Source organism: Pseudoxanthomonas sp. 68-E7 (assembly GCF_057773145.1).
Map to the genome: position 1 here is coordinate 788848 of NZ_JBYMTI010000001.1, position 24655 is coordinate 813502.

The window sequence follows — 24655 nt, forward strand, 5'->3', positions numbered from 1 at the left end:
AGGCAATGGCAGGACTGGGAACAGAAACAGGGGACAGGCAGAAATGGCGCTGACCAAGGCCGAGATGGCCGAGCGGCTGTTCGACGAGGTGGGTCTCAACAAGCGTGAGGCCAAGGAGTTCGTGGACGCCTATTTCGACGTGCTGCGCGACGCGCTGGAACAGGGGCGGCAGGTGAAGCTGTCCGGCTTCGGCAATTTCGACCTGCGCCGCAAGAACCAGCGGCCTGGCCGCAATCCCAAGACCGGGGAGGAGATCCCCATTTCGGCGCGGACCGTGGTGACGTTCCGGCCGGGGCAGAAACTCAAGGAGCGTGTGGAAGCCTATGCTGGATCCGGGCAGTAATCGCGAGCTACCGCCGATTCCGGCGAAGCGCTACTTCACCATCGGTGAGGTCAGCGAACTGTGCGACGTGAAGCCGCACGTGCTGCGCTACTGGGAAACGGAGTTCCCCAGTCTCGAACCGGCCAAGCGCCGTGGCAACCGCCGCTACTACCAGCGCCATGACGTGCTGATGGTGCGCCAGATCCGCAGCCTGCTGTACGAACAGGGCTACACCATCGGCGGTGCGCGCCTGCGCCTGGAAGGCGAGGGTGCCAAGCAGGAGTCGGCGCTGAGCAACCAGATCGTCCGCCAGGTGCGGATGGAGCTGGAAGAAATCCTGCAGCTGCTTCGCCGCTGAGTCTTCCGCGGACGCGCCTAGGAAAGCCAGGCGCGTTCCCGCTATAATCAGCGACCGCCCGCAAGGCGGACGTTTTCCAGGATTCGGGGTATAGCGCAGCCTGGTAGCGCACCAGTCTGGGGGACTGGTGGTCGTCGGTTCGAATCCGGCTACCCCGACCAACTCGCAAGAGACGAAAAGGCCCGCCACGCGCGGGCCTTTTCGTGTCCGGCTGTTGCGGGCGACCTTGCGGGAACCCCCGCGCTCATGTTTAGTATCCCTTCATGCATCCGCGCGCAGAAGAGTTGATCCAGTCGCTGGACCTGGCTCCCCATCCGGAGGGCGGGTATTACCGTCGCATCTTCGAAGCGACCAAGCGCACCGAAGTGAATGGCATCGAGCGTCCCACGCTCACCGCCATCAAGTACCTGCTCACGGCCGGTGTCACCAGCCGCTGGCATCGGGTCGACGCGACCGAGATCTGGGACTGGTCCGAGGGCAGCCCGCTGGAACTGTCGATGTTCGATCCGGAAAACCGCACCCTCAGCCGCGCCCAACTCGACACCTCCGCGCGCGGAGGCCAGCAGGTCCAGGTGGTGAAGGCCGGCATCTGGCAAAGCGCGCGCAGCCTGGGCGACTACACGCTGATGGATTGCTCGGTCTCGCCGGGATTCGCCTGGAAGGGCTTCCAACTGCTGGAACACGACAGCGAGACCGCTCGGCACCTGCGCGAGGCGGGCGGCAAGGTCGCCTGAGTCGCGCGGGAACCGCGGTACGGCCGCGCGGTCTGAGCCAGCGCCTGGCGCATCTGGCGCCTATCCGGGAGTGCGGGGAATGCGATGGTTGGCCTGTGCCGGTGTCCTGCTGGCCTTCTGCGTGTCATGGACCGCGTCTGCACAGCAGGCGTCTTCTCCACCTGCGCCCGATGTCCGGGCCGCCGGACCGGTCATCGACATGGACGCGGTCGTGGTCAGTGGCGCGCAGCCGGGGCCCGGCCTGTGGCGGGTCAGCCGCGAGGGGCGCACGCTGTACATCCTCGGCACCCAGTCGCCCATGCCCAAGCGGATGACCTGGCTGTCGCAGGACGTGGAGCAGGTAATTGCCGCCTCGCAGGAGGCCATCAAGCCACCGCGGGTGAAGGTGGATGCGGACATCGGCATCATCCGCGGCGCGCTGCTCATTCCCTCCATGCTCAAGGCGAGGCGCAATCCGGACGATCGGACCCTGCGGGAGGTGCTGCCGCCTGACCTCTATGCGCGCTGGCAGGTGCTCAAGGCGCGCTATCTGGGACGGGACAGGGGCGTCGAAAAATGGCGTCCGATCTTCGCGGCACGGGAACTGTACGAGGCCGGCCTCAAGCAGGCGGGGCTGGTCGAGTCGGGAATTGTCAGCCCGGTCGTGGATCAGGCCATCAAGCGGCACAAACTGAAGGTCACCACGCCGCAACTGAGCTTCAAGGTCGAACAGCCCCGGCAGGCATTGAAGGAGTTCGCGGGCGCGCAACTCGACGACAGCGCCTGTTTCCGGGCGACCCTGGATCGGCTGGAGAATGATCTGCCGTTGATGACCGCGCGCGCCAATGCCTGGGCGATCGGCGACATTCCTGCACTCCGTGCCTTGCCCTATGGTGACCAGAACCGCACCTGCGCCCAGGTACTGACCGAAACCGAGTTCGCCCGCAAGCGCGGCATCGCCAACGTGGCGGTGGCGCTGCAAGGTGAATGGCTGAAGGCCGCGGAGGACGCCTTGCGGACCAACGCGTCCACCTTCGCGACCTTGCCGATCTCCGAGTTGCTCAGAAACGACGGGCTGCTGGCAAAGCTGCAGGCGAAGGGTTATGAAATCGAAGCGCCGGAATGAGCGGCGCGACGAGCAATGATGGCCGCGAAAGCGGAGGAATCGAGGAGAAACTCAGCCCGCCGCGCTGAGCGGCGCGTTGGCGGCCAGTTGCGGCCAGCGGCGCAGTATCGAGGCGCGGATGCCGGCGGCATCGATGCCGGCTTCGGTCAGGAGGTCCTCACGGCTGGCGTGATGCTGGAATTCGTCCGGCAGGCCCAGGTGCAGCACCGGCAAGGCGATGCCTTCGCTGTTGAGCAGTTCGGCCACGCCGGAACCGGCACCGCCCATCACCACATTGTCCTCGATGGTGACGAAGCCGTGATGGCTCGACGCCAGGTCCAGCACCATCGCACGATCCAGCGGTTTGATGAAACGCATGTTGACCACGGTCAGTCCGAGTTCGCGACCGACCTGTTCGGCGGCGGCGGCGGTTGAACCGAACGCCAGCAGCGCCACCTGGTTGCCGCGCGTGCGCAGCTCGGCCTTGCCGATGGGCAACGTATCCAGGTCCGCCTGCACGGCCGCGCCGGGGCCGGTGCCGCGCGGATAACGCACCGCGGCCGGGCCGGTGTGGTGGTAGCCGGTGCTGAGCATGCGCCGGCATTCGTTTTCGTCGGCGGGGGCCATCACCACCATGTTCGGCACGCAGCGCAGATAGCTCAGGTCCAGGTTGCCCGCGTGGGTGGCGCCATCCGGACCGACGACGCCGCCGCGATCGATCGCGAACAGGACATCGAGATCCTGGATGGCCACGTCGTGCACCAGCTGGTCGTAGCCGCGTTGCAGGAAAGTGGAATAGATCGCCACCACCGGCTTGCCACCCTCGCAGGCCATGCCGGCGGCCAGGGTGACCGCGTGCTGTTCGGCGATGGCGACGTCGAAGTAACGGTCCGGGTATTCCTTGCTGAAGCGCACCAGGCCGGAGCCTTCGCGCATGGCCGGGGTGATGCCCAGCAGCTTCGGCTCGGCCGCGGCCATGTCGCACAGCCAGTCGCCGAAGATGTCGGTGTAGGTCGGCTTCTTGGCGCCGGCCTTGCTGACCAGGCCCTTTTCCGGGTCGAACGGGCCGACCGCGTGGTAGCCGATCTGATCGCCCTCGGCCAGTTCGTAGCCTTTGCCCTTGGTGGTCAGGATGTGCAGCAGCTGCGGACCCTTCAGGGTCTTGAGCGTCTTCAGCGCGCCGACCAGCGCTTCCACGTCATGCCCATCGATCGGACCCGTGTAGTGGAAACCCATCTGCTCGAACAGCGTGGAGGGCACGAACATGCCCTTCCAGTGTTCCTCCCAGCGGCGCATGAAGCGTGCCGGCGGTTTCTTCTTGTCGCCCAGCAGCTTCTTGCCACCCTCGCGCAGCGCATTGAGCGTGCGACTGCTACTGAGCCGGCCGAGCATCTTCGTCAATCCACCGACGTTCTCGGAGATCGACATCTGGTTGTCGTTGAGGATCACCAGCAGGTTCGGTTCCGGCTCCATGCCGCCGGCATGGTTGAGCGCCTCGAACGCCATGCCCGCGGTCATCGCGCCATCGCCGATTACCGCGACCACCTTGCGGTCGTCACCCTGCTGGGCGAGCGCGACGGCCATGCCGAGGGCCGCGGAGATGGAGGTGGAGGAATGGCCGACGCCGAAGGTGTCGTACTCGCTCTCGTCGCGCTTGGGGAATGGCGCCACGCCATCCTTCTGCTTGACCGTGTGGATCTGGTCGCGGCGGCCGGTGAGGATCTTGTGCGGATAGCACTGATGGCCCACGTCCCAGACCAGTCGGTCGACCGGGGTCTCGTACAGATAATGCAGGGCGACGGTCAGCTCGATGACTCCGAGGCCGGCGCCGAAATGTCCGCCGCTCTTGCCGACCGACTCGATCAGGTAGCCACGCAATTCCTCGGCGATGGCCGGCAGTTCGGACTCCTCGAACCGGCGCAGGTCGGCGGGCGTCTCGATACGGGAAAGGCGGGGATAGCGGACGGGATCGATCATGGGCTTGATTTCATCTGGCCCGCTATTTTCCCCCCCTTATGTGAGGTGGGGCAAGCGAACAGGTGAAGCCTGGCGGAAGCGGTGGAAAAAAGGCGGGGACTCACGGCCTGTTCACCCCTGCCGAGAACTGGATCGCCTGGCCGGAGCCGGCGGGAAGGCCGTTTCCGGGGGTCAGGCGGACAGCTTGGACTTCTTGGGCAGATGCGCCTTCAGGAATGCCATCTGGTCGGCCAGGATGTTGCGGTTGGACAAGATCAGGTGCTCGATCCAGCTCGGCCGGTAAGGTACCGCGAGCAGCGGCATGTTGGCCTGCTGGGGGGTGCGGTTGCTCTTGCGCGAATTGCAATGGAAACACGCCGAGACCACGTTCTCCCAGATGTCGCGTCCACCCTTGGACAGCGGCAGGACGTGGTCGCGGGTCAGGTGCTGGCGGCTGAAGTCCTGGCCGCAGTACAGGCACAGATAGGCATCGCGGGCGAACAGCGCCGTGTTGGTCAGCGTCGGCGTGGGGGACAGCGCGTGCGCACGGGCGTGTCCGCGCGAGGCCACGATCGGATGCAGTTCGATGACGCTTTGCTCGCCGGTCATCCGGCTGGTGCCGCCGTGCACCCGCAGGCAGGGATCTCCCAGCGTCCAGGCAACCGCCCCGCGTGCGTACAGGCAGGTCGCATCCTGCCAGTTGATCCAGTCGAGCACGCGACCATGCGCGTCGAGCGACAGCAGGCGCGGAGTGAAGCGGGAAGGGGATTGCGGGGCAATGACCGCCGGGCCGGATGCGCTGCCGGTGTCGACCAGGTGAAGCTGAGCTCTGTCTGCTTCCATGGGGTATCAGGTTATACCTGATTGATGACAATTTGGATAGCGCCGCGCCCGCGATGTCGGCGGCTATCAACGCCAGGCAAGCCAGGAAAGGGCAATCCCGCCACGCATCCGGGCGGGATTGCCGTTCGCCGGAGCGCCTTATTCGCCGAACCGCTCCGAGGCCATCCTCATCAGCGGCGCGGCGCCGGATGCGATCGCGGCGGCGTGGCCGAGGGTGCGCGGCAGGATGCGGGCGAAGTAGAACTGCGCGGTTTCGCGCTTTGACTGCTTGAATGCCTCGGATTGCGACGACGCTTCGGCGGTTGCCACGCTGCGCGCCCACCAGTAGGCGAGGGTGATGTAACCCGAATAGAACAGGTAGTCGTAACTGGCCGCGCCGATTTCCTCGGGATCCTGGCTGGCCCGCTGCAGGATCTCGCGGGTCAGGCCTGCCCACTCGGCGGCCTTCTCGCGCAGCGGGGCGATGAATTCGGCGACGGCCGCATTGCCTTCGTGTTCGCGCAGGAAGGATTCGATTTCGGCGAGGAAGATCTTCAGCCCGGCCGCCTGGGTGGAAGCGGTCTTGCGTCCCATCAGGTCCAAAGCCTGGATGCCGGTGGTGCCTTCATAGAGCGTGGTGATGCGCGCGTCGCGTGCCAGTTGCTCCATGCCGTGTTCGTGGATGTAGCCATGGCCACCGAAGCACTGCAACGCGTGGTAGGTGTTCTCGATGCCCCATTCGGTCTGGCAGGCCTTGGAGATCGGGGTCAGGAAACTCACCAGCGTATCGGCGCGTTCGCGCTCCGCGGAATCCGGCGAGTGGCTGGCGACGTCGATCAGCGTACCGGCGTGCAGCGCCAGCAGGCGGCTACCTTCCACCAGCGATTTGACGGTCAGCAGCATGCGTCGCACATCCGGATGGACGATGATCGGGTCGGCCGGTTTGTCGGGGAATTTCGGACCGCCCAGCGCGCGCGTCTGCAGGCGTTCGCGCGCGTAGCGCAATGCGTTCTGGTAAGCGCGCTCGCCCAGGGCGATGCCCTGCAGGCCCACACCCAGGCGCGCGGTGTTCATCATGGTGAACATGGCTTGCAAGCCCTTGTGCGGCTGTCCGACCAGGTAACCCTGGGCGCCGTCGAAGTTCATCACGCAGGTGACCGAACCCTTGATGCCCATCTTGTGCTCGATGGAACCGCAATGCAGCGCATTGCGATCGCCGACCTTGCCGTCGCGATCGACCTTGAACTTCGGGGTCACGAACAGCGAGATGCCCTTGGCGCCGGCCGGCGCGTCCGGCAGCTTGGCCAGCACCAGGTGGACGATGTTGTCGGTCAGGTCGTGTTCGCCGGCGGTGATGAAGATCTTGGTGCCGGTGATCGCGTAGCTGCCATCGGCATTGGGCTCGGCGCGGGTTTTCAGCAGGCCCAGATCGGTGCCGCAATGGGGTTCGGTCAGGCACATGGTGCCGGTCCAGCGACCGTCGACCAGGGGCTTGAGGAACACTTCCTGCTGCCACGGTTCGCCATGCTGTTTCAGTGCCTCGACCGCGCCGTGCGACAGCAGCGGGAAGTTGCCCCAGGCCAGATTGGCCGCGTTGACCATTTCATTGAGCGGTACGCCCATCACATGCGGCAGGCCCTGCCCGCCGAAGTCCGGCGACGCGGTCAGGCCGGTCCAGCCACCCTCGATGAACTGTTCATAGGCAGCCTTGAAGCCGGGGGGAGTGGTGACCGTCTGACTCGCCTTGTCGTAGGTCGAGCCGACTTCATCGCCGACACTGTTGAGCGGGGCCAGGACGACCTCGGAAAAGCGGGCGGCTTCATCCAGCACCGCGTCCAGGATGTCGCGGGTGGCGTCGGTGTAACCGAGACGCGCGAACAGGGCTTCGGCGCCCAGCACGTCGTAGAGGGCGAAGCGGATGTCGGTCAGGGGCGCGCGGTAAGCACTCATGGGGGAAGTTCAGGCGGCGGCCCGGAGGGCCGGAAGCGCTCAGCATACTACGGCGTATGGAGTGCGGGATGCCGCGGCGCAACATCCCCGCCCGGAAACGGGAACGGCCCCTTGCGGGGCCGTTCCGGGGAGACAAACGGGCGGATGGCTCAGCGCAGCACGCCGTCCAGGCCCGGGACCGGGTTCAGGGTGCTGTGCCCATCGATGTCGAAATCCCTCGGCTTGGCTTCCTCGGGGGTGGCGTTGGCGGTGCCCTTCAGGCTGTAGGGCAGCGAACGCCGGCCGGCCAGGGTATCGGCCAGCACCATCTTGGCCTCGGCGCTGGGGGTGAACGGCAAGGTCACCACGTCCGCCGACTCCGGCCCCACCGACACGGCGGGAGCCGCCTCCAGCTTGCCGGCGTCGTGGCCATCCACTTGCAGCGAGAGGCTGACCCGATCGAAACGCATCGGGATGCTGCTGTAGTTCTGCAGGCGCAGATCCACCGACCAACTGCCATTGGCATGCACGGTCAACTGCTGGATGCTGGCGGCCGGCTCCGACACGCGCCGCACCGGACCACCGCTGCATGCGGCCAGCAGGGCCGTCGCCAGGAAAACCATCGCTGTCAGACCGCGCCGAATCATGCTGTTGCTCCATTCCTGTGGATGCCAAGGATAGTACGGTTGCGGCGATCGGCACGAGTCGCCGGGCGCGCGATTGGCGCAGGCGGAACGGATACACTGCGACGGGGCATCGACATGTCGATGACGGGAGGGAGGCCAGCCTTGTGCCTGGCCGGCCGCGTGGATGGGTGGCGCTATGGGCGCTGGAAAGCAAATCGGCGGATGGATGGACCGGATCGCGCTCGCGGTCCTGGTGGGCGGCACCGCCTGGCTTTCGCTGAAACTTGGCAAGGGCGCGGCGGACGAACTGGCCGCCGTCTGGATTTCGAGCGGCATTCTCACCGGTTGGCTTTTGGCGCGGGAAACGCGCATCTGGCCCGTGTACCTCGGCGTGGGCATCGTGGCGGATCTGGCCGGACAACGGTTGGCGGGCGTGCCCCTGGGGCAGGCGGGATTCCTCGTGACCTGCCACCTGATCGAAGTGCTGGCGGTGGCCTGGCCGGTGCGCCGGGTGGTGCCCAACATCGGCGATCCGCAGCGCTGGCTCACCCTCGGTGGTGTCGCCACCGCCAGCACCCTGGCGGGATGCGCGCTGTCGGGCGTGCTGGCGGCATGGATGTCCGGGCTTGCCGGCGGCATCGATTTTCCCCGGGCATTCCTGGGCTGGTACGCCGCACACGTGGTGGGCATGGTGATCTTCGCCACCGCGACGCTGGTGATCCACGTCGAAGGCTGGAGCGCGGTGGCGCCACGCGGCAAGGGGCGCAGCTTCACCATCAGCATGGCCCTGATCGTGGCGGTGGGACTGCTGGTCTTCAGTGTTCCCTATCCCGTCCTGTTCCTCACCTATCCACCGCTGCTGCTGGGGGCGTTCAGGCATCGCTTCCCTGGCGTCGCGGTCGGCGTGGTCCTGCTTGCGGTGATTGGCGGTGTCTTCACCGCCGCCGGCAAGGGGCCGCTGTGGGTGCTGGGGGATCTCGGGAACGCCGGCCGCATCGCCCTGCTGCAGCTGTATCTGGCGGGCGGTTGCCTGATCACCATTCCGGTCGTGCTGGGCATGGCCGAGCGCGACAAGCTGACCTCGAAGGTCCGCGAGAACGAGCATCGCTATCGGCTGCTGGCCGATCATTCCGGCGATCTGGTGGTAAGGCTGCGGCCGGATGGCGAACGTGTCTACGTATCGCCGGCGGCGGAGGAAATCCTCGGCTGGAAGCCCGCTGAAATGCTCGGCCAACGCTGGAGCCTGGTCCACCAGGAGGACCAGCCGCGACAGCGCGCGGCAATGGCGGAAGTGCTGGCGTCGGGAACGCGGCAGACACTCCGCTACCGGGTCCGCCACCGCGAGGGACATTACCTGTGGATGGAAGTGGTGATGCGGCCCATCCCGAAGGAAGACGATCCGACCGAGAACGATCTGATTCTTTCCGGCCGCGATATCAGCAAGCGGGTGGCGGCCGAGGAGGCGCTGGAAGCCAGCCAGCGCGAACTGGAACGATTGAGCCGGGTCGACGCGCTCACCGGCGTGCCCAACCGCCGGCAACTGGAGGAACGACTTTCGCTGGCGCTCCTGCGTATCGCGCGCAGCGGCGAAGCGATCGCGTTGATGTACCTGGACATCGACCACTTCAAGCAGATCAACGACACCCACGGACACGCGGTGGGGGACCGTGTCATCCGCGAATTCGCGCGGCGCCTGCTCGCCAGCGTCCGGGCCACCGATCTGGTGGTGCGGCTGGGCGGCGATGAATTCGTGATCCTGCTTGACCAGATCGACGATCCCGAGATGGCCAGGATCGTCGCCAGGAAGATTCTGGCCGGCATGCGCGAGCCCATGGAGCTGGATGGCCTGACCTTGCAGATCACCACCAGCATCGGCGTCGCGTTCGCGCATGAGGTGAAGGCGCAGGACGATCTGCTCGTCGCCGCCGACGACGCATTGTACGAAGCCAAGGAAAGCGGCCGGAACCAGTATCGCCTGGGAATCCTCGGCGAAACAACGCTCCGGCCCCGATGAGGGGCATGCCCGTATCGGGCATGTCGACGCGGGCAAAAGCGGGCGGGATCCGGAACGTCCTCTTCTTGCGCGCACGCATCGCCTGCAGGCATGCCGCGGGTTCCCGCAGCGGGTTCCGCATGCACGGGTTCGCCTCACGGTGGTGGAAATACCGTGCCGGTCGTGTGCGGCGAATAGGGTGAAGAATTTCACAAAAAATTGGCGAACGGGTCGGGTAACTTGCCATCATCGGGAGCCAACGCGGCGCTTCCCGCCCTTGCTGCATCGCCAGGCCGCGTCCCCCCACGCTTTCAATGGACATGAATTCCGCAGGGCTTGCGACTCCCGGTTCCACCACCACGCTGCGCCACATCGGCATCGCCCTGGGGCTGGCGCTGACTTTCGGCCTGCTCGCGGCCGTCCTGCATGATCGAAGTACCCGCATCGAAGCCGCGGAGCGGCACAGCCTGGCGGTCGCGGAGGGCGTGGACCGGCTCCTGCACTACGAGATCCGCCATCTGGAGCGTGCCCTGCGGGGGATGGCCAGTGATGCGGATGGCTATGCCAGGGAGTACCCGGCTCAGGGAACCTGGGATATCAGTGCGGTGATCCGCAGCGTCATTTCCAGGAACGCGGAACTCCAGGACGTGGATCTTTACGGCCCCGGCGGCGAGCCGATCCGCGAAGGCGTCACCGAAAATGGAGCCGCGCCTTTCCAGGTTCCGGGCGATACCGCCGGCCTGCACGTGGGCGGATTGCAGGTGCACGGCCATGCCCAGCCGGTGGTTCCGCTGGCACTGCGGACCACCGATGGGAACTGGCTGGTCGCACGCCTGCGGACCGACGAACTGCAGCGGATTCTCGAGGGCCTGGACATCGGCCGCTGGGGCAGCGCGGCCATCCTGGATGCGAGCGGCATCGTGCTTGCGCGGCGCGGGACGGGGGGCGGGCATGTCGGCCGGCGTATCCGGATTCCCGAAGGGCTGGCGACGGATACCACCGTGCAGGTCCCACTGGCCAGCCAACTCGACGGCATAAAGCGCTTCGCCAGTTTCACTTCGACCAGTGGCTATCGTTTCGTGGTGGCGGTGGGCATTGCCGAAAGGGAGGTGCTTGCTCCCTGGTGGAACTATGTCTTCACCGCCGTTGCGGTGCTGTTTCTCTACTGGATCGGCATGGTGCTGTTGATGCGGCGACTGGTCTCGTCCGAGGCATCGCGCGAGCGGGCGCAGGCGGAACTCATGCGCCAGGCGGACTGGCTGGTCAAGGCCCAGGATGCATCGCGCGCTGGCGTCTGGGCACTGGAACTGGACCAGGAGAAGGTGCGCGCGTCGGCGCAGGCCGCGGCACTGTTCGGCTTCCGCGACGATGAGGCGCTGATCCCGCTCGAGGACTTCTTCGAGCGCATGCACGAGGAGGACCGGCTGCGGGTGCAGGGCGAGTTCTCCGACTCCTTGGCCAGTGGCGGGGCGTTTCATTCCGAATACCGGATCGTGCTTGCGGAGGGACGGCACCGGTGGATCAGCGCTCGCGGTGCGCGGGTGGACGACGGGGCCGGCAAGCCGTTGATGACGGGCACCATCATCGACATCACCGAGCGGCGCGAAAACCTGGCCAGGCTGGAGCGCGCGGAACAGGAGTTCCGCGAACTGTTCGATCTCAATCCACTGCCGTTCTGGGTCTTCGACGTGCGATCGCTGCGGTTCCTGGCGGTGAACGAAGCTGCAATCCGGAAATACGGGTACTCGCGGGACGAGTTCCTGGCCATGACCATCCTGCAGATCCGTGCGCCCGAGGACCACGCCGCGGTGCGGGTGTCCGTGGGCGACGCGATTGAGCCGCGCGAATCCGAGCGGATATGGCTCCACTACGCGCGCGATGGGCGCCCCATGTATGTCCGCGTCCACAGCAGCAGCATCCAGTTCGATGGACAGGCGGCGCGCCTGGTCCTGGCCGAGGACGTGAGCGAACGGGTTGCCTATGAGGAGGAGCTGGCCTGGCGGGCGACCCACGATGAAAGTACGGGAATGCTCAAACTGCGTGCGCTGATGGCGCAGGTGGACGAGCGTTCGCCCGCGTGGGAAACAGACTATGGCGTGGCCTACGTGCAACTGCGCGACCTGGAGATTGTTTCTCCCACCCTCGGGCGGCGCATGGGCGAGGCGATTCTGGCCGAGGTGTCGCGGCGGCTGGAGCGGCTTGCGCGCGGGTATGGCCCGGTGGCCTACCTGCCGTCCGATTCATTCGTGCTGGTGGCTACGAAAGGCGCGAGTACCGATGCCATGGCGTCGGCCGTGCTCGACACGCTCGCGGATCCGGTCGAGTTCGAGGGCGGCAGTCATCGGGTGGATGCCTGGATAGGCCTGGCACGTTCGTCCGGCGTGGAGCACGCCGGAGCGGAACAGGTGATCGATGACGCGGCGCTCGCCGCCTTGCATGCGCGCAATGAAAACCAGCCGGCGGCCCCGTTCCGGAAAGAGATGGCCGAACAGGCGACCGAACGCCTGGCCATGCTGTCGCGCCTGCGGAGCGCGCTGGAACGGGATGAATTCGAACTCTTCTTCCAGCCCATCGCCAGCCTGGCCACCGGCTGGATAGTGGCGGTGGAGTCGCTGTTGCGCTGGCGCCAGGCCGACGGAACCCATGTGCCTCCCTCCAGCTTCATTCCCCTCAGCGAGGAATCCGGCCTGATCATCCCGATAGGCGAGTGGGTGCTGGACCGCGCGGCTGCCGCACGGGCACGCCTGCAGGCCGCCGGATTCGATGAGGTCGCGGTCGCGGTCAATGTTTCCGCGGTGCAGTTCCTGGGAGGACGGTTGCCTTCGAGCCTGCGACGGGCGATTGACAGATATCACCTGCGGGCGGGCGCGTTGCACGTGGAGCTGACCGAAACGGCGATGCTCAAGGGGCGGGAGACCGTGCGGGCGTCCCTGGAAGAACTCCAGCGCGAGGGCGTCTGCGTTTCGATCGACGATTTCGGTACCGGCTTCTCGAGCATGGCCTACCTGCGCGACCTGCCACTGGACTACCTGAAGATCGATCGGAGCTTCGTCGTCGGCGTACACCGGGACGAAAGGAACGCCTCGATCTGCCGCGCGCTCATCGCATTGGCGCAGGGATTGAATTTGCGCACGATCGCCGAAGGCGTCGAGGAGCGGGAAGAACTCGAATGGTTGCGGACCAATGGCTGTGATCAGGTGCAGGGTTACTACGTTGCCAGGCCGATGGCGCTGGATGATTTATTCGAGCGGTTGCGGGATTTTCGCCTGGCATGACCCTTTGGTGGGCGTCGCATGCCGCAGATGGCGACACGGGATGCGGCGCCTCGCGGTTCTCGCGCGAATTCGCCTGTTGGCCTGGTCGTGCAGGGAGTATTCGGCACGGAGGCCAGGCGTGGTGCTCCGCGATTGAGCCGGCTGCTCACCTGCATGGAATGGGGTCTTTCGCCTCGTTCGTCCCAACAACCGCGCGAGGGAACATCAATGGCCACACTTCCTCTGTTGGTCGGCAGGATGTGAATTCAAATAGCCGACATGCCATTGGCAGGCCTGAACGCCCAACTGGCGGCTTGATACAGCTAACGGACCAGGATTGGCTGAAGGGTGCCGAACGCATCCAAGAAGCCGGTAGACCATGGGACATTGAGTAACGCAGATCCGCTCCCAACGTGATGGGCTGATCAATCTAGCAATTTGCTAGGCCACTCCTAACTGGATGGCGCATATGCTCCGCGCTCCTTCTTTCCGAAAAGCGAGCAGTGGATGCATCAGTTCGAGGCTTTCGTAGAAGCAAGGCGCGAAGGCTTGCGAAGAATCGCAAAGCGCAACGCGTGGAGAGATGGAGCTAGGGGACATCATCAATGATGCTTGGCTAATCGCCATGGAGATTGGCGAGGGGGTGGATGAGCCATTCGACTTCTCTGACGTCGAACACCAGAACAAGCTATTGGCATGGCTGGGAGCGAGGCATGGGAAGTACGCGGACAAGACGGTCCGGTACGCGGTGAAGCTGGACCGGGGTTGGGACCAGCCTGAAGAAAAGACCGCGGGGGCCGCCCTCTCCAGGGTCCTTTCCGGACCGGAATCCGACGACCCTTTGGTCCGTGGCCTCATTGAGGACCAAGCGGATGAGTTGATGGCCATGGTCCGAGCCGGCTATTCCCAAGCTGCCGCCTACGTCATCTTGCTGGCCAGGATGGAATGGGACCTAGGGAACCTAGCCGAGCTGGTCTGGGTGGGGCGGGACACCATACGACGTCGCTTGGGGAGGGCCGCCGGCTGGGTGGCCGTCCAGCCGTCTTGTTTCGACGAAGTGGAGGTCATTCCCGAGGACTTCACCCCCTGGCGCCGGAGATGGCTGGCCGGCTTCCGGTACGAGACCCCAGAGGGGCAAGGGATGTTCTGGCCGATGGCGGCTTAGGGTTGGGGGGTGGGGCTGAACGGTATTCAGAACTTCTACTTAGTGCCCGCTAACGTTAGCGAACCTGGAGAAAGTGAGTGGATTTGTGGGGTTTCTTGGGTTTTGTTGTGTATTTCAGTTGAAATGCGGGTCCGAGTGTGTACAATACACATCATGAAGAGCGGAGACCTCATCAAAGAGCTGGAAGCCAATGGATGGCAACTGGACCGCGTTCGTGGCTCCCACCACGTTTATAAGCACCCAACCAACCCAAACATCATCACTGTTCCGCATCCCAAGAAGGACTTAGGTCGCGGACTGATAAATAACCTGCGAAAGCTCGCAGGATTGAAGTAGGAGGCACCATGAGATATCCCGTCATGATTGAAGCTGGTAACGACGAAACCGCGTGGAGCGTGGTCGTTCCTGATCTTCCGGGCTGCTTCTCGGCTGGCGATACCTTGGATGAAGCAATGGCCGAAGTCGAAGAAGCCGCCGCCGCCTGGATTGATGCTGCTCTGGACGAGGGCAGGGCGATTCCGGCTCCCTCATCCGTTCAGAGAGCGCTCGACAAGGGCGATTTTTCTGGCTGGATGGTCGCGTTCGTTGACGTTGACCCGGCCCTTCTGGATGACACCATAGAGCGCGTCAACATTACACTTCCAAGGCGCGTATTGATGCGTCTTGATGCAAAGGCCAAAGAAGCCGGCGAAAGTCGCTCTAGCTATATTGCCCACATGGCAGTTGGCTAACTACCGTTCCACAATGGAACAAAAGAAACCCCGGTCTAGCCGGGGTTTTTCTTTTGCGGAATGGGCTAAGGAGTCGGCTAAGGTGCCAGACATCAATCTCCCCTTGAATTCGACTTCCCCGTCCAGTGAGTGAGACTATCCGCCCTAGGGGAGTGGAGGGGACACAAATGGGCTTCCGGTTCTATCGTCGAATCAACCTTGGCAGTGGGCTTGGACTGAACCTGAGCAAGTCAGGCATTGGCACCAGCGTGAGGGGCAAGCACGGGTCTATTGGCTCAAGCGGATTCAGTATCCGCACGGGCATCCCAGGCCTTAGCTACCGGCAGGGCTGGGGGAAGGGGGGCCAAGGCGCGCTAGTGTTTATTGCGGTGGCTGCATTTTTCACGGTGGCCGCTGTGCTGGCGGTAGTGGCCTTCAAGGTGCTTGTCGTCCTACTGACTTTGGCCTGGCAATGCGCCCAATGGTGCTTCCTTACGGCACGCGACTACATCGAATACCGAAAGACCGGTAAACAGCCGATAGCGGCGCTCCGTGCTGAGCCGGTGAGCTCAGTTCCCGCGATAGAGCAGCAATCAGAGAAGACACTCGCTCAAATCATGGAAGAGGCTAAGACTCAGCACCTGGACCGTTGATGGCTCAACGTCTTGCTGAATAGGCACGCAGGTCACGTCGATACGTAATGGCAACCTTTTCAGGACCCTACGGTAACGGCAGGGTGCTACGGTCGGGGCATGAAGCTCAGGACCCAACGCCGGATTGCCCTCGGTGCCCTCATCGCGGTGGCGTTTCTCGCCATTGCATACGGCGTTTACTGGTGCATGGAGCCAGGCAAGATCCATGATGCCACAACAGATTTTTCGCCTATAGCTGGGGCTCACTAGCTCTTCCGCTACTTTCGATGCCATCATTCGCCTTTCACTGACTTGCACGCATTCTCAGCCTTCATGCAGAGGGCGCCTCGGTGAAAACGACAACAGGCGAGGTTTTGATGGCTCTGGCAATCGTTGTTTCAGTAGCGATTGTTCTTACTGTTCTCTGGCTACTGGTTGGACCCGTACTACAACTGGACGGGATGCGATGGATTCCTTAGCGGGGTAGGACAGCGCGGCACATGGAGCTCTAGGCCCAGCATGAGTGGCGCCCTTGCCGGGTCTGGCAGGCGTAGGGCGTTCGAGTAGATCTATCTGCTTCTCGCCTCGTCCATCTTCTGCGCATATGAAATGACAGTTCGCTCGTCCTGAGCGGCCTGCTTCACCGAGTTTAGCCAGCGTACGGCGGCACCTCTGTTCTTAATCAGACCACCCAAGTCATCGTCCAAACACGCGGCGCAGACCTGTCCTCCGGGGCTCGGGCTGCTGCAACGAAGGCATGGAGCCATCGTCGTAGTGGCCGGTGGCCTAAGCTGGTAGACAATCTTGACCATCAATGCTGTGGCTTGGTCGGACACACTCATTTCAGTTCTCTGGTGTGGGACAGTGAGAAGGGCTGTGCAGATGCGCAGCCCTTGGTGAAGTTTATTCGGAAACTACTTCTTGCTATGTTGCGGGCCGCCTTCATTGGCTTGACGTTCCTTCGCCTGTTGGTCTCCCTGCTTGGCCTCCTTTTTGTCCGGTTGGGACTGAGGCGCTGACGGCGCGGATTTCTTCTGGTCTTTGTCTTGTGTCTGATGGTTCTGCATTACGTTCTCCTGCTTGGCTCGTATCAATCGTCATATTTACGATGTCGCGCCTGGTTTGTAGGGATAGAAAAAGCTATTGGTACTTGCCGGGATTTCGCAACTGCCCCTTGCCCGGCGGTTTGATGGGGAGACGAACTTCCGTTCGGGGCAGGGCGGCGTTGACCAAGGGGCGAGACACGCGAGGGGCGTGCTTGGCTTTGCCGCGTTTATTGGACTTGTCCATTTCTATTTCCTCACTTTGATTTCCAGCTCTTGCGCCATTTGTCAGGTGGTCCATGCGGATGCCAGCGAGGCGACCCTTCCTCTTTGTCTTGGATGCCCTGTTGAGGCATCGGCGGCCATCCCGTTCGCTTCGGGTCGGATGCGACATGCGCCAGGAAGGCGGGGGCGATGAGGCCAAGTTTTCGCCGGAGATAGTCCCGGACAGACTTCAGTGCAGCTTTCATAGGAGCCTCATCTTCCGCGTGCGCGGTCGGTATTCGTGTGACACGTCATTCCAGTGATTCGACCCAACAACGCGGCAGGAGTCCTTTCCTGCCGTCCACAGTCCCTTGTGGATTCTCGTCAGTGCTTGACTGGAGCCGGGATGTTGACCTTGTCGATGCCATGGAGAACGCCATTGGTCGACGCGATATCCGCCTGGGTAACCTCGGCGCCATCGATGCTGAGCCTGTCGCCTGCCAGTTGAATGGGGGCCGGCTGGCCGTTCACTGTCCGCGCAGCCTCCCACTTGCCGATGTCCGCCTTGCTGCGGCGACCATTGACAAGGTGATAGTTCAGAACCGAAGTGAGCTCCGCCTTGTTCTCGGGCTTGAACCATTCTTCCAGCTTGCCCGGAGGCAGTTTGGCGAACGCTTCATCGGTAGGAGCGAAGATCGTGAAGGGGCCTGGTCCAGCCAGGGTGTCTTTCAACCCTGATTGGTTCACGGCGCGGGCGAAGGTCTTGAAGGAACCGTTGGCAGCGGCGGTATCCAGGAGGTTCTTCTCCTGGGACTTGTTTTCTTGGGTAGTGTTCATGGGTGAGCCTTGGTGTGATTTGCGGATTGCAAATCGAAGATGGCCGAAGCCAAGGCCCCGATTGCCGGGGCGAGAACTCAATGCGGAGAGTGTGTGGAAGTGCGGCGCGGCTTGAGGAGCCGTTGCGGCATTGCGCGGCAACCCAATGACCATAGCCCCATGGTTGTTACTGTGCCGTGAGCACTGCCGTCGGTCTGAGCAGGAGGATGAATATCGGCACTCACCTTGCATAGATGCTAAGGTGACGCACCGCTGGAATGCGAGCCTCGCCTATCTCCAACGTCCGTTTCGTGCCGGCCTGTACGAAAACGAGAACGTTATGAAGAGAAATAAAGGCCATCGTGTCGTAAATGCGAATTTCGGGGAATGCGTTGCAGCCATGCAGACGTCGGTGGCCGTGGAGAGGGCCGAGAACGAAGGCTGGCCGATTATTCCCCTCGCCATGGAAGAGCCGCCTTCCATCGCCCGCACAGGGGCTGTGCGGCGCACTGCCAAGCATATGGCGAACCATTTCCACAACGAACACAGGTTCTGGTCCGGGCATCCTGCTGGGTCCGCGCGCCGGGTGACGCACTAGGGCAACTTTTCCGGCCGTAAGGACGGGGCACGTAGTGGCGCTCCCATGATGGGTCCCGGCTGGGCCATGGACCCGTCGAAGGCAGCAGAGAGAACCGTCATCAATATTGAAACCGAACTGCTGCATTGGGAGCAGGTGGTCCTGAGAGGAGAACTGCCCGGTCTGGACCATAGCTTCAGCCAGTTGCGTCCCACGCTGAAGTTCTCATATGACGCCTATCTCGCCTGGAGAGGGGAGCGGTTGGAGGCACTGATGGACATTCTCAAATGCGCGTATGACCGCCAGATAGAGCCAGGAAAGCGACTCGATTGGTTTCATGCCGAACAGGTGGTACAAGCCGTCTGGCTTCGGCTGGGTATAGTCGGCGGCGCCTGGAAGTCGAACAGGTAGTTTTTCATGCGCTTACCGGGCCGCAGCGAGCGAATGAGCGGGGCCGCTTTGCTCCTTGTGCAACGGTAGACAACAGCGTATACGTGTATACCTTGCTGGGCGGCTGCTCATTCTCGCCATCTTTTCAAGGCGACCATCTCCTTTCGGCACTCACGTATAGCCCATGGCTAAGGATGTGTTGTGCCCAAAGTCGCCGCCAAGTATTTGCCCTGCATGTGGGGGCTGTGCAATCCGCCGGTCCCGATGAACTGGGGGTCATGTGGGCGACGGCCTGTGACTCACTGGATACCAATGTGAGACGACAGATGCATGGAAACGCTGCTGGTCGCCCCGGCTATGAGCTATGGGCGGGCGAGACGTTTGACCGGCGCCTGGTCGAAGCCAGGATGAGGCAACGCCTCATGACACGCGGCTATCTATTCACACTCAGGCATACCGCCCTGTAGGAGGGCACATGGCGTTTGATATCGGAATCGGGAAATGCCGGTCGATGACGGGAGGAATGGTAGATGTCTGGGTGGATAGCTCAGTGGTCCGTAGACTCCTTCCGGATGTAGCCTGGAAGCAGGCTGGCGTCAGTGTATTGCGGGTCTCACAGGCCGTTTGCAGTACGGTCCGACCCGTGGCGGTCGGCAGGGAGGTGTTTCTTGGAAGCGATGTTCTAAATTCGAAGAGCAGCGGACAGCTTGATTTCCACGGAACCGGAGACTTCACCCGTGTAGGTTTGGGGAAATTGGTGCCCGTTGTCAGTGAGAGCCATATACCTTCACCTACTCGAAGAAATTCATGGCGCTAGTGGACACTGATGTATTCGTCATCGTTTCGGTCGCCGCGCTGGTGCTCGTGGCGCTCCTCCTCTACCAAGCCAAGTCTGATCGCCCAAAAATGGAGGGTGCGACCTTCCGGATTCCACCTGGGGATTGGAGTTATCCAGTCCCTCTCGCAGGGAGCGCGGTCTTCCGAAGAGAACTTCGTGAGATCGTCGGTAGCGGATACGTGTACCACGAGTGCATGGCCACGTTGCGAAGAGAGAACGGCAGCCCGTATGGCAAGGGAGCGGTCACTGCCTACATCGACGGACGCAAAGTCGGCTTCCTGAAGATGGGCGGCGTACGCCAGCTCCATCAGGAGCTTAGGTTTCATCACGGACTGGATGCGACTTGCAATGCACTCATCATTGGAGGCGACGGAGACTCTTCGGAACTAAGCGTCTGGCTGGACCTTCCCCGTGCGCAGAACTCAATCCACCCTTAGACATTAAGGTCCACATGCGACATCGACATGAACTCACATTTACCCTGCACGTGGGACATCGCCAGTCGATTGGCCCGGCTGAGCTACAAGCGATGTGGCAGGAAGCTGCCCAATCTTCCGATGTGAGCGTCAGCAGGCGAACGTCTGTTTATGACCACGCGAAGCAGCCCTATTACGAGTTATGGTCGTGGCGACTCCGTAATAAGGACGACGCAGAGAAGCGCCTTCGCGGTCTCCTGGAGGCCAAGGGCTACCTATTTGGTCTAGCGGATATGACCACCTAGATCGTTTCCGCCGTGCGGAGACGTGGCGCGACCTTTGGGCGGGCTTTGGTCTGCTTCGTGCCCAAAATGACTGAACAGAGGTCCGCTCAGGATTTCTAGCGCCTTTTGCTCGAGCCACCTCGTCACCACTAGAGGCGTCGGTGCCAAGTGACGTAACCGCGCTCGCTATATTTTGGTTAAAGAGGGCGCTTTCGGTGGACGCGCGGCGCTGTGTTGGACGGATCGGCGGCGACCTTGTGCTCCGGGGCTGCCGAACCTTCAGACGCCGACGTATCCGGCGCAGGTACAGCCATATCGCGTTTGCGGCTCTTTTTCTCTTCCAGCTTCTTTTTCTTTGCTAGTTCACGCTGCCGCTTCTCGAATGCGTAATTGGGGGTGACCAAAATATTTCTCCTGGTTTACTCAGTGCCGGCGCTTGGCGACGGTTGTAACGGTTATTCCTGTTGACGAATGGGCTCGCCGTCATCGTCATATTTTTGGTGCATATGCGCTGTGTCTAGTACCTCGATGGTTCCGCCGTCTTGAAGGAAAGCGGCAAGGTCTGTGGCAACGGTTTCATGCGTGAGCGTGCGGTATTCGCCCCTTTGGCGGCCAAATACTCGACTGATACGGCGATTGACTTTGGACGTTTCCATATTGCTCACAAAATCCTTGCGGAGGCGGGACATGCCGTACTCCTACCGATAAAGTGTCAGAGGGATGCCTCGCGAGGTGCTGTCCAGGTAGTCGGTACGAACGGCTTGGCAGTAAGGGCCTGACATGGCAAAACGCCTGCACACGTTCGGGCGTGTTTCATATATGGAGCAACACATGTGTGCCGAATCGATGGCGACGCACCAACCTTCCTCATCGCGTGCCATTATCGTCAGGCCTGCTGGGTGCTGTGCAGTCAAGTGCGCCGGGACATTGTCTTCCGGCTGAAGCACAACCGTGAGTCGGCAACACACGGCATCGCATTGCATGCACAGCGGTAGCCCTGTGGGGGAGTCGGCGATCACGCCGTTGTACTTCCAATGCATGCATCACAGCCGCAGGAGCCGGCGAGCTGCTGTTCGTGGCACAGCACGTGTCGGCGATACGCATCCACGATGTAGTGGATCTCTCGAACTTGATAGCCCGTCATGGGCGCTCCGAAGGTGTACCTGCCGAGTGGACGGCGGTACGTGAAGGAAAGCGTGGCGAGCGACGTTGACGGCGGTCGAGCGGGAACGCAGGGTTGTGACAGCCATCGTACGTCATAAGGCGCCAGCGAACCTGAAGCGATGGCTCGACAAGCCTTCGAGAACCGAGTCTCAGGAGGTCGAAGGCTCTAAGTAGTACTCGTTAACATTGGCTCATATGCCCCTGAAGTCTAGTTCATGGAGATTTTCTGGTTCGCGCTTGGTGGCTGAGCCAATCATCGAGCTCTGACGTCAGCCAACTGCTGCTCCGGCCGATTTTGATCGGAGCTGGGAATGAGCCCTTTTTGACCCGGGCGTAGAGGGTTGACCTACCAATTCCTAGACGCTTGGCAATCGAGACGACATTTTCCAGGGTGAGCAGAGAGGGGGGCTTGTCCATCGGATCTGACAGGTGACAGCACGATCGTTGTGCTGTGGCCAGTCTGCAACCCAGCTTTGGCGCCCGTAAGTGGGGTTGAGGGGTGTTTCGTTTCTTCCCCAGATTTTTGTTGAGCTTCACTCCCCAAACGAGCCGCTGACGCCGATTGGAGGCGTGGAGGTATCCCCATGAAAGAGACCAAGGTCTGCTGATGCTACCGGGATGGGCTCTGACCGGCGAGCTTCTCTCGCGCGGCAATTCTCTCGACCAGCGTATTGATCGCCATCTCCATGGCGCGCGCAGTGTGGTCGCCGCTCTGGTTGGTGATGACGAATATACCGAGGTCGTACTTCGGGATAATGTAGATGTAGCACTGCGAGCGGGGCACGCCACCATGATGAGCGTAATAAACGCCCTTCAAGCGGTCGCCGCTGACAATGTTCCAGAAGTAGCCGATGCTGAACTCGGAATCGAATTTGACGAGGGTTCGGTGCGATTCCGCCACGATGGGCCCACCGGCCAACTGGAACTTGAGGTACTTCATCATTTCCGGGACCGTCGCCTTTACGTTTCCGGATGCGCCCCAAGGCAATTGCGGCATTGGCGTGGTCGGTGCCGGGTTGTCGCTGTGGTAGCCAACCGCAAGCCGGGTCGCCTCGGTATCGCCCAACCTGATTCTGAGGCCGGTCATCGCCGCGGAATCGCGAAAGAATCCGCGTAGCAGCGACTCGTAGTCGCTCTTGTAAACCGTCTCCAGAATATACGCCGTCAGTTCGGTTCCTGTACTGGAGTAGGCATAGTCCTTCCCGGGCGCCTGGCGAATCTCGACAGCGTGCAGGTCCCTGAAGAAATCGGCTTGGCCGTAGCGCGCGTAGATGGCATTGAGCTCGCCGGGCGTGCGCTGGTCGGTGAAATCCGCGAGCACCGTGTTCGCGCGCTCCGGCAACATGTTCGGCAGGCCACTCGTATGCGACAGCAGGTGACGGATGCGAATGGGAGCGCCTCGGTACTCCAGGTTCGCATAGTCCCCCTGCAGATACATCCGGACGTCATCGTCCAGGCTCACCTTGCGCTCCAGGACGGCACTCGCCATCAGGGTTCCCGCCATAGTCTTGCTCAGCGAACCGATTTCGTAGAGGGTCTCATTGGTCGGAGGGTTTGACTTCCCGGTTTCCATGTCGCCGCGATGACGGATGAATTCCGTGCCCCGATACACGACGCCAATCGAGGTCGAGTGGAGCAGTGGCTGTTCGACCAGCGTTGCGGCGACCTCATCGATGTCGGCTCCCAGATCCTTCGCCGGTACATGCGGGTCCGTGCAGCCCGTGGTCAAGAGCGCGGCGGACAATAAGACAAGATTAAGCCACCACCGGTTTCGAAACATCGTCGAAATCGCTTGCATGCGTCAGGGTTTGGAGGGGGAATGTGAATGGGTTCCCAAGATAGCCGATTGCCAAGGCACATACCTGCCTCTGGTCTCGCGGTTGCGCTCGTTCGAAGGCAGCCCTCAAGAGTGCGGGAGTGGGACGGGGGTCCATCGCACTAATAGGGTGGGACCGGGGCGTACGCCACACGAGGAGTGGGACCGGTCTTGAAGCGGAGCCTGTCGGGACATTCCTCGGAGTCTTCCTTTAGTGGGATTGGGTCCAGTCCCACGTAAAGTAGATAGATGGGGCAAGGCACGAAGGTTGCGCCCTCTAGAAATCAGCTCCCGCTAACCCCTCGGGCGACATGCCTTGATGACGACCTGACGCCTCATAGCACTAGCTCATGCCCCTGCGGGGACTCGAGACGATTTCTCTTGAGCGCAGCCTAACTATTCTTTTGTAGGCGCCCAGTAGGCACCAGAATCCAAAGGGGCCAAAGAAAAAGGGCCTGCATTTCTGCAAGCCCTTGAAAAATATGGTGGCCGGGGAGGGAATCGAACCCCCGACACAGGGATTTTCAATCCCTTGCTCTACCAACTGAGCTACCCGGCCAAGGTTTTATCGCGTTGCGGCTGCGTGGCCGGTGCGAGCCGCGCATGATACGGGAAGGGCCGGCGGGCTGGCAAGCCGGACGATGGCTGAACGTGCCGGGAGAGCGCCTGCGCCGGTGCCTTGTGGCGGGTGCATGATGGCGCCGGGACGAGAAAAAACGTCGACCAGACCGGGAGTTACGCCATGAAACGTCTGTTCCTGCTATGTGCCCTGGCCGCACTGGGTGCGTGCGCCACCACCAAGATGAGTTCCACCGAGCGGCTTGCCATGTATCGCGAGCACGCGGCCGCGCCGGTCAAGGATTTCAGCTACTTCGGCAGCCTCAATGGCTGGCAGCCGCTGGGAGATTCCGCACTGGCGGTCTGGACCAGGCCCAATGAAGCCTACCTGCTGGATCTGGCGGGTCCTTGCCAGGATCTGGAGTTCGCGCCCGCCATCACCATCAGCAGCATGATGGGGCGGGTGACCAACTTCGATCGCGTGCGCCCGCTGGGCGGTGGTAGCGGGGTGATGCGGATGTCCTGCCGGATCAAGACCATCAGTCCGCTGGATCTGAAATCGCTCAAGGCGGCCGAGAAGGAAATGCGCAAGGCTGAAGTCGAAGCGCGCCAGGAAGGCGAGCCCGCCAACTAGGCAACCAGGCCGGCTGCCGATGTAACGGAAAAGGCGGGGATTTCCCCGCCTTTTTCATGCCTCCGGGACGTAGCCGGCGGGTTTGTCGGCGCCACCGCCGAACAGGAATTTCTCCAGTTCCGTTTCCAGGAAGGCGCGGTGCTTCGGATCCCGCGGGGACAGGCGGTTCTCGTTGATCAGCATGGTCTGGTGGGCCAGCCAGGCCGCCCATGCCGACTTGCCGATGTGTGCGAACACGCGCTTGCCGAGTTCGCCCGGGTAGGGCACGAAATCCAGGCCTTCGGTTTCGCGTTTTTCGTATTCGCAGTAGACGGTGCGTGGCATGTGCTT

26 protein-coding genes and 2 tRNA genes are annotated in these 24655 nt (G+C 62.4%); 14 read left to right on the forward strand and 14 right to left on the reverse strand.

Annotated elements, in window-relative coordinates:
- Nucleotides 1-43: 43 nt before the first annotated feature.
- The 5 genes from AC3DE2_RS03705 to AC3DE2_RS03725 all read left to right on the forward strand — a co-directional run bounded on the left by AC3DE2_RS03705 (nt 44) and on the right by AC3DE2_RS03725 (nt 2519).
- Complete coding sequence (locus AC3DE2_RS03705) at nt 44-343, forward strand: integration host factor subunit alpha (protein WP_097121753.1); 300 nt, start codon at nt 44-46, stop codon at nt 341-343.
- Nucleotides 324-680, forward strand: coding sequence for a MerR family transcriptional regulator (locus AC3DE2_RS03710; RefSeq protein ID WP_079723142.1), 357 nt, complete (start codon nt 324-326; stop codon nt 678-680). Before AC3DE2_RS03705 ends, AC3DE2_RS03710 begins: the two co-directional genes overlap by 20 nt.
- An 84-nt stretch (nt 681-764) precedes the next feature.
- A tRNA-Pro gene (locus AC3DE2_RS03715) sits at nt 765-841 on the forward strand.
- Between the two features lie 102 nt (nt 842-943).
- The gene (locus AC3DE2_RS03720) at nt 944-1414 is read left to right on the forward strand and encodes a cupin domain-containing protein (protein ID WP_295382790.1); all 471 of its coding nucleotides are present in this window, start codon (nt 944-946) and stop codon (nt 1412-1414) included.
- A gap of 79 nt (nt 1415-1493) precedes the next feature.
- Nucleotides 1494-2519: a TraB/GumN family protein gene (locus AC3DE2_RS03725; protein ID WP_488425100.1), complete on the forward strand. Its 1026-nt coding sequence runs from the start codon at nt 1494-1496 to the stop codon at nt 2517-2519.
- Nucleotides 2520-2570: 51 nt separating this feature from the next.
- On the opposite strand, the gene dxs is transcribed toward AC3DE2_RS03725, so the two are convergent.
- From dxs to AC3DE2_RS03745, 4 genes are all read right to left on the reverse strand, one after another.
- Entirely contained in the window at nt 2571-4475 is a 1905-nt protein-coding gene (dxs, locus tag AC3DE2_RS03730; RefSeq protein ID WP_295382788.1) for a 1-deoxy-D-xylulose-5-phosphate synthase, read from the reverse strand.
- Nucleotides 4476-4646: 171 nt separating this feature from the next.
- Nucleotides 4647-5297: an HNH endonuclease gene (locus tag AC3DE2_RS03735; RefSeq protein WP_295382787.1), complete on the reverse strand. Its 651-nt coding sequence runs from the start codon at nt 5295-5297 to the stop codon at nt 4647-4649.
- Between the two features lie 138 nt (nt 5298-5435).
- Nucleotides 5436-7226, reverse strand: a complete 1791-nt coding sequence (locus AC3DE2_RS03740; protein ID WP_488425101.1) for an acyl-CoA dehydrogenase C-terminal domain-containing protein — start codon at nt 7224-7226, stop codon at nt 5436-5438.
- 149 nt (nt 7227-7375) lie between these two features.
- Nucleotides 7376-7852: an LEA type 2 family protein gene (locus AC3DE2_RS03745; protein ID WP_488425102.1), complete on the reverse strand. Its 477-nt coding sequence runs from the start codon at nt 7850-7852 to the stop codon at nt 7376-7378.
- A gap of 205 nt (nt 7853-8057) precedes the next feature.
- On the opposite strand from AC3DE2_RS03745, the gene AC3DE2_RS03750 reads away from it, so the two are divergent.
- The 6 genes from AC3DE2_RS03750 to AC3DE2_RS03775 all read left to right on the forward strand — a co-directional run bounded on the left by AC3DE2_RS03750 (nt 8058) and on the right by AC3DE2_RS03775 (nt 15606).
- On the forward strand, nt 8058-9845 hold the full coding sequence (locus AC3DE2_RS03750) for a diguanylate cyclase domain-containing protein (protein WP_295382784.1): 1788 nt from the start codon (nt 8058-8060) through the stop codon (nt 9843-9845).
- Nucleotides 9846-10144: 299 nt separating this feature from the next.
- Nucleotides 10145-13099, forward strand: coding sequence for a bifunctional diguanylate cyclase/phosphodiesterase (locus AC3DE2_RS03755; protein ID WP_488425104.1), 2955 nt, complete (start codon nt 10145-10147; stop codon nt 13097-13099).
- 604 nt (nt 13100-13703) lie between these two features.
- The gene (locus AC3DE2_RS03760) at nt 13704-14243 is read left to right on the forward strand and encodes a hypothetical protein (RefSeq protein ID WP_488425105.1); all 540 of its coding nucleotides are present in this window, start codon (nt 13704-13706) and stop codon (nt 14241-14243) included.
- 153 nt (nt 14244-14396) lie between these two features.
- Entirely contained in the window at nt 14397-14579 is a 183-nt protein-coding gene (locus AC3DE2_RS03765; RefSeq protein WP_488425106.1) for a type II toxin-antitoxin system HicA family toxin, read from the forward strand.
- Between the two features lie 8 nt (nt 14580-14587).
- The gene (locus AC3DE2_RS03770; protein ID WP_488425108.1) at nt 14588-14974 is read left to right on the forward strand and encodes a type II toxin-antitoxin system HicB family antitoxin; all 387 of its coding nucleotides are present in this window, start codon (nt 14588-14590) and stop codon (nt 14972-14974) included.
- A 167-nt stretch (nt 14975-15141) separates the two neighbouring features.
- Nucleotides 15142-15606 carry a DUF4236 domain-containing protein gene (locus tag AC3DE2_RS03775; protein WP_488425110.1) on the forward strand — a complete coding sequence of 155 codons (465 nt, stop codon included), beginning with the start codon at nt 15142-15144 and terminating at the stop codon, nt 15604-15606.
- An 893-nt stretch (nt 15607-16499) separates the two neighbouring features.
- Here AC3DE2_RS03775 and AC3DE2_RS03780 read toward each other — a convergent pair.
- The 3 genes from AC3DE2_RS03780 to AC3DE2_RS03790 all read right to left on the reverse strand — a co-directional run bounded on the left by AC3DE2_RS03780 (nt 16500) and on the right by AC3DE2_RS03790 (nt 17669).
- Nucleotides 16500-16652: a hypothetical protein gene (locus AC3DE2_RS03780; RefSeq protein WP_318288766.1), complete on the reverse strand. Its 153-nt coding sequence runs from the start codon at nt 16650-16652 to the stop codon at nt 16500-16502.
- Nucleotides 16653-16725: 73 nt separating this feature from the next.
- Complete coding sequence (locus AC3DE2_RS03785) at nt 16726-16875, reverse strand: hypothetical protein (RefSeq protein ID WP_295382775.1); 150 nt, start codon at nt 16873-16875, stop codon at nt 16726-16728.
- A gap of 341 nt (nt 16876-17216) precedes the next feature.
- Nucleotides 17217-17669, reverse strand: a complete 453-nt coding sequence (locus AC3DE2_RS03790; RefSeq protein WP_488425111.1) for a fasciclin domain-containing protein — start codon at nt 17667-17669, stop codon at nt 17217-17219.
- A 643-nt stretch (nt 17670-18312) separates the two neighbouring features.
- Here AC3DE2_RS03790 and AC3DE2_RS03795 point away from each other — a divergent pair.
- Both AC3DE2_RS03795 and AC3DE2_RS03800 read left to right on the forward strand, forming a co-directional pair.
- The gene (locus AC3DE2_RS03795) at nt 18313-18636 is read left to right on the forward strand and encodes a hypothetical protein (protein ID WP_295382772.1); all 324 of its coding nucleotides are present in this window, start codon (nt 18313-18315) and stop codon (nt 18634-18636) included.
- A gap of 786 nt (nt 18637-19422) precedes the next feature.
- Nucleotides 19423-19890, forward strand: coding sequence for a hypothetical protein (locus AC3DE2_RS03800; RefSeq protein WP_488425112.1), 468 nt, complete (start codon nt 19423-19425; stop codon nt 19888-19890).
- Between the two features lie 460 nt (nt 19891-20350).
- On the opposite strand, the gene AC3DE2_RS03805 is transcribed toward AC3DE2_RS03800, so the two are convergent.
- The 6 genes from AC3DE2_RS03805 to AC3DE2_RS03830 form a co-directional block, all read right to left on the reverse strand.
- The gene (locus tag AC3DE2_RS03805; protein ID WP_488425113.1) at nt 20351-20557 is read right to left on the reverse strand and encodes a hypothetical protein; all 207 of its coding nucleotides are present in this window, start codon (nt 20555-20557) and stop codon (nt 20351-20353) included.
- A gap of 51 nt (nt 20558-20608) precedes the next feature.
- On the reverse strand, nt 20609-20842 hold the full coding sequence (locus AC3DE2_RS03810) for a hypothetical protein (protein WP_488425114.1): 234 nt from the start codon (nt 20840-20842) through the stop codon (nt 20609-20611).
- Between the two features lie 9 nt (nt 20843-20851).
- Nucleotides 20852-21193 (reverse strand): YkgJ family cysteine cluster protein, encoded by a 342-nt coding sequence (locus AC3DE2_RS03815; protein WP_488425115.1) that lies wholly within the window; start codon nt 21191-21193, stop codon nt 20852-20854.
- A gap of 337 nt (nt 21194-21530) precedes the next feature.
- Nucleotides 21531-21734 carry a helix-turn-helix transcriptional regulator gene (locus AC3DE2_RS03820; RefSeq protein ID WP_488425116.1) on the reverse strand — a complete coding sequence of 68 codons (204 nt, stop codon included), beginning with the start codon at nt 21732-21734 and terminating at the stop codon, nt 21531-21533.
- A gap of 193 nt (nt 21735-21927) precedes the next feature.
- Nucleotides 21928-23115, reverse strand: coding sequence for a serine hydrolase domain-containing protein (locus AC3DE2_RS03825; RefSeq protein WP_488425117.1), 1188 nt, complete (start codon nt 23113-23115; stop codon nt 21928-21930).
- Between the two features lie 501 nt (nt 23116-23616).
- Nucleotides 23617-23692: transfer RNA gene (locus AC3DE2_RS03830), tRNA-Phe, on the reverse strand.
- 183 nt (nt 23693-23875) lie between these two features.
- Here AC3DE2_RS03830 and AC3DE2_RS03835 point away from each other — a divergent pair.
- Nucleotides 23876-24325 carry a DUF6491 family protein gene (locus AC3DE2_RS03835; RefSeq protein ID WP_295382766.1) on the forward strand — a complete coding sequence of 150 codons (450 nt, stop codon included), beginning with the start codon at nt 23876-23878 and terminating at the stop codon, nt 24323-24325.
- Between the two features lie 54 nt (nt 24326-24379).
- Here the strand turns inward: AC3DE2_RS03835 and AC3DE2_RS03840 are convergent, their stop codons facing one another.
- Nucleotides 24380-24649 (reverse strand): oxidative damage protection protein, encoded by a 270-nt coding sequence (locus AC3DE2_RS03840; protein ID WP_295382765.1) that lies wholly within the window; start codon nt 24647-24649, stop codon nt 24380-24382.
- Between the last annotated feature and the right edge of the window lie 6 nt (nt 24650-24655).

Bases quoted from the DNA above. Each gene is read 5' to 3' on its own strand.
- AC3DE2_RS03820 (WP_488425116.1), bottom strand. From the start codon at position 21,734: ATGGACAAGCCCCCCTCTCTGCTCACCCTGGAAAATGTCGTCTCGATT.
- AC3DE2_RS03780 (WP_318288766.1), bottom strand. From the start codon at position 16,652: ATGCAGAACCATCAGACACAAGACAAAGACCAGAAGAAATCCGCGCCG.
- AC3DE2_RS03795 (WP_295382772.1), top strand. From the start codon at position 18,313: ATGGACCCGTCGAAGGCAGCAGAGAGAACCGTCATCAATATTGAAACC.
- AC3DE2_RS03720 (WP_295382790.1), top strand. From the start codon at position 944: ATGCATCCGCGCGCAGAAGAGTTGATCCAGTCGCTGGACCTGGCTCCC.
- dxs (WP_295382788.1), bottom strand. From the start codon at position 4,475: ATGATCGATCCCGTCCGCTATCCCCGCCTTTCCCGTATCGAGACGCCC.
- AC3DE2_RS03835 (WP_295382766.1), top strand. From the start codon at position 23,876: ATGAAACGTCTGTTCCTGCTATGTGCCCTGGCCGCACTGGGTGCGTGC.
- AC3DE2_RS03735 (WP_295382787.1), bottom strand. From the start codon at position 5,297: ATGGAAGCAGACAGAGCTCAGCTTCACCTGGTCGACACCGGCAGCGCA.
- AC3DE2_RS03755 (WP_488425104.1), top strand. From the start codon at position 10,145: ATGAATTCCGCAGGGCTTGCGACTCCCGGTTCCACCACCACGCTGCGC.
- AC3DE2_RS03840 (WP_295382765.1), bottom strand. From the start codon at position 24,649: ATGCCACGCACCGTCTACTGCGAATACGAAAAACGCGAAACCGAAGGC.
- AC3DE2_RS03725 (WP_488425100.1), top strand. From the start codon at position 1,494: ATGCGATGGTTGGCCTGTGCCGGTGTCCTGCTGGCCTTCTGCGTGTCA.
- AC3DE2_RS03705 (WP_097121753.1), top strand. From the start codon at position 44: ATGGCGCTGACCAAGGCCGAGATGGCCGAGCGGCTGTTCGACGAGGTG.
- AC3DE2_RS03710 (WP_079723142.1), top strand. From the start codon at position 324: ATGCTGGATCCGGGCAGTAATCGCGAGCTACCGCCGATTCCGGCGAAG.
- AC3DE2_RS03815 (WP_488425115.1), bottom strand. From the start codon at position 21,193: ATGCATTGGAAGTACAACGGCGTGATCGCCGACTCCCCCACAGGGCTA.
- AC3DE2_RS03760 (WP_488425105.1), top strand. From the start codon at position 13,704: ATGGAGATTGGCGAGGGGGTGGATGAGCCATTCGACTTCTCTGACGTC.
- AC3DE2_RS03745 (WP_488425102.1), bottom strand. From the start codon at position 7,852: ATGATTCGGCGCGGTCTGACAGCGATGGTTTTCCTGGCGACGGCCCTG.
- AC3DE2_RS03775 (WP_488425110.1), top strand. From the start codon at position 15,142: ATGGGCTTCCGGTTCTATCGTCGAATCAACCTTGGCAGTGGGCTTGGA.
- AC3DE2_RS03790 (WP_488425111.1), bottom strand. From the start codon at position 17,669: ATGAACACTACCCAAGAAAACAAGTCCCAGGAGAAGAACCTCCTGGAT.
- AC3DE2_RS03785 (WP_295382775.1), bottom strand. From the start codon at position 16,875: ATGGACAAGTCCAATAAACGCGGCAAAGCCAAGCACGCCCCTCGCGTG.
- AC3DE2_RS03770 (WP_488425108.1), top strand. From the start codon at position 14,588: ATGAGATATCCCGTCATGATTGAAGCTGGTAACGACGAAACCGCGTGG.
- AC3DE2_RS03810 (WP_488425114.1), bottom strand. From the start codon at position 20,842: ATGTCCCGCCTCCGCAAGGATTTTGTGAGCAATATGGAAACGTCCAAA.
- AC3DE2_RS03765 (WP_488425106.1), top strand. From the start codon at position 14,397: ATGAAGAGCGGAGACCTCATCAAAGAGCTGGAAGCCAATGGATGGCAA.
- AC3DE2_RS03825 (WP_488425117.1), bottom strand. From the start codon at position 23,115: ATGCAAGCGATTTCGACGATGTTTCGAAACCGGTGGTGGCTTAATCTT.
- AC3DE2_RS03750 (WP_295382784.1), top strand. From the start codon at position 8,058: ATGGACCGGATCGCGCTCGCGGTCCTGGTGGGCGGCACCGCCTGGCTT.
- AC3DE2_RS03800 (WP_488425112.1), top strand. From the start codon at position 19,423: ATGGCGCTAGTGGACACTGATGTATTCGTCATCGTTTCGGTCGCCGCG.
- AC3DE2_RS03740 (WP_488425101.1), bottom strand. From the start codon at position 7,226: ATGAGTGCTTACCGCGCGCCCCTGACCGACATCCGCTTCGCCCTCTAC.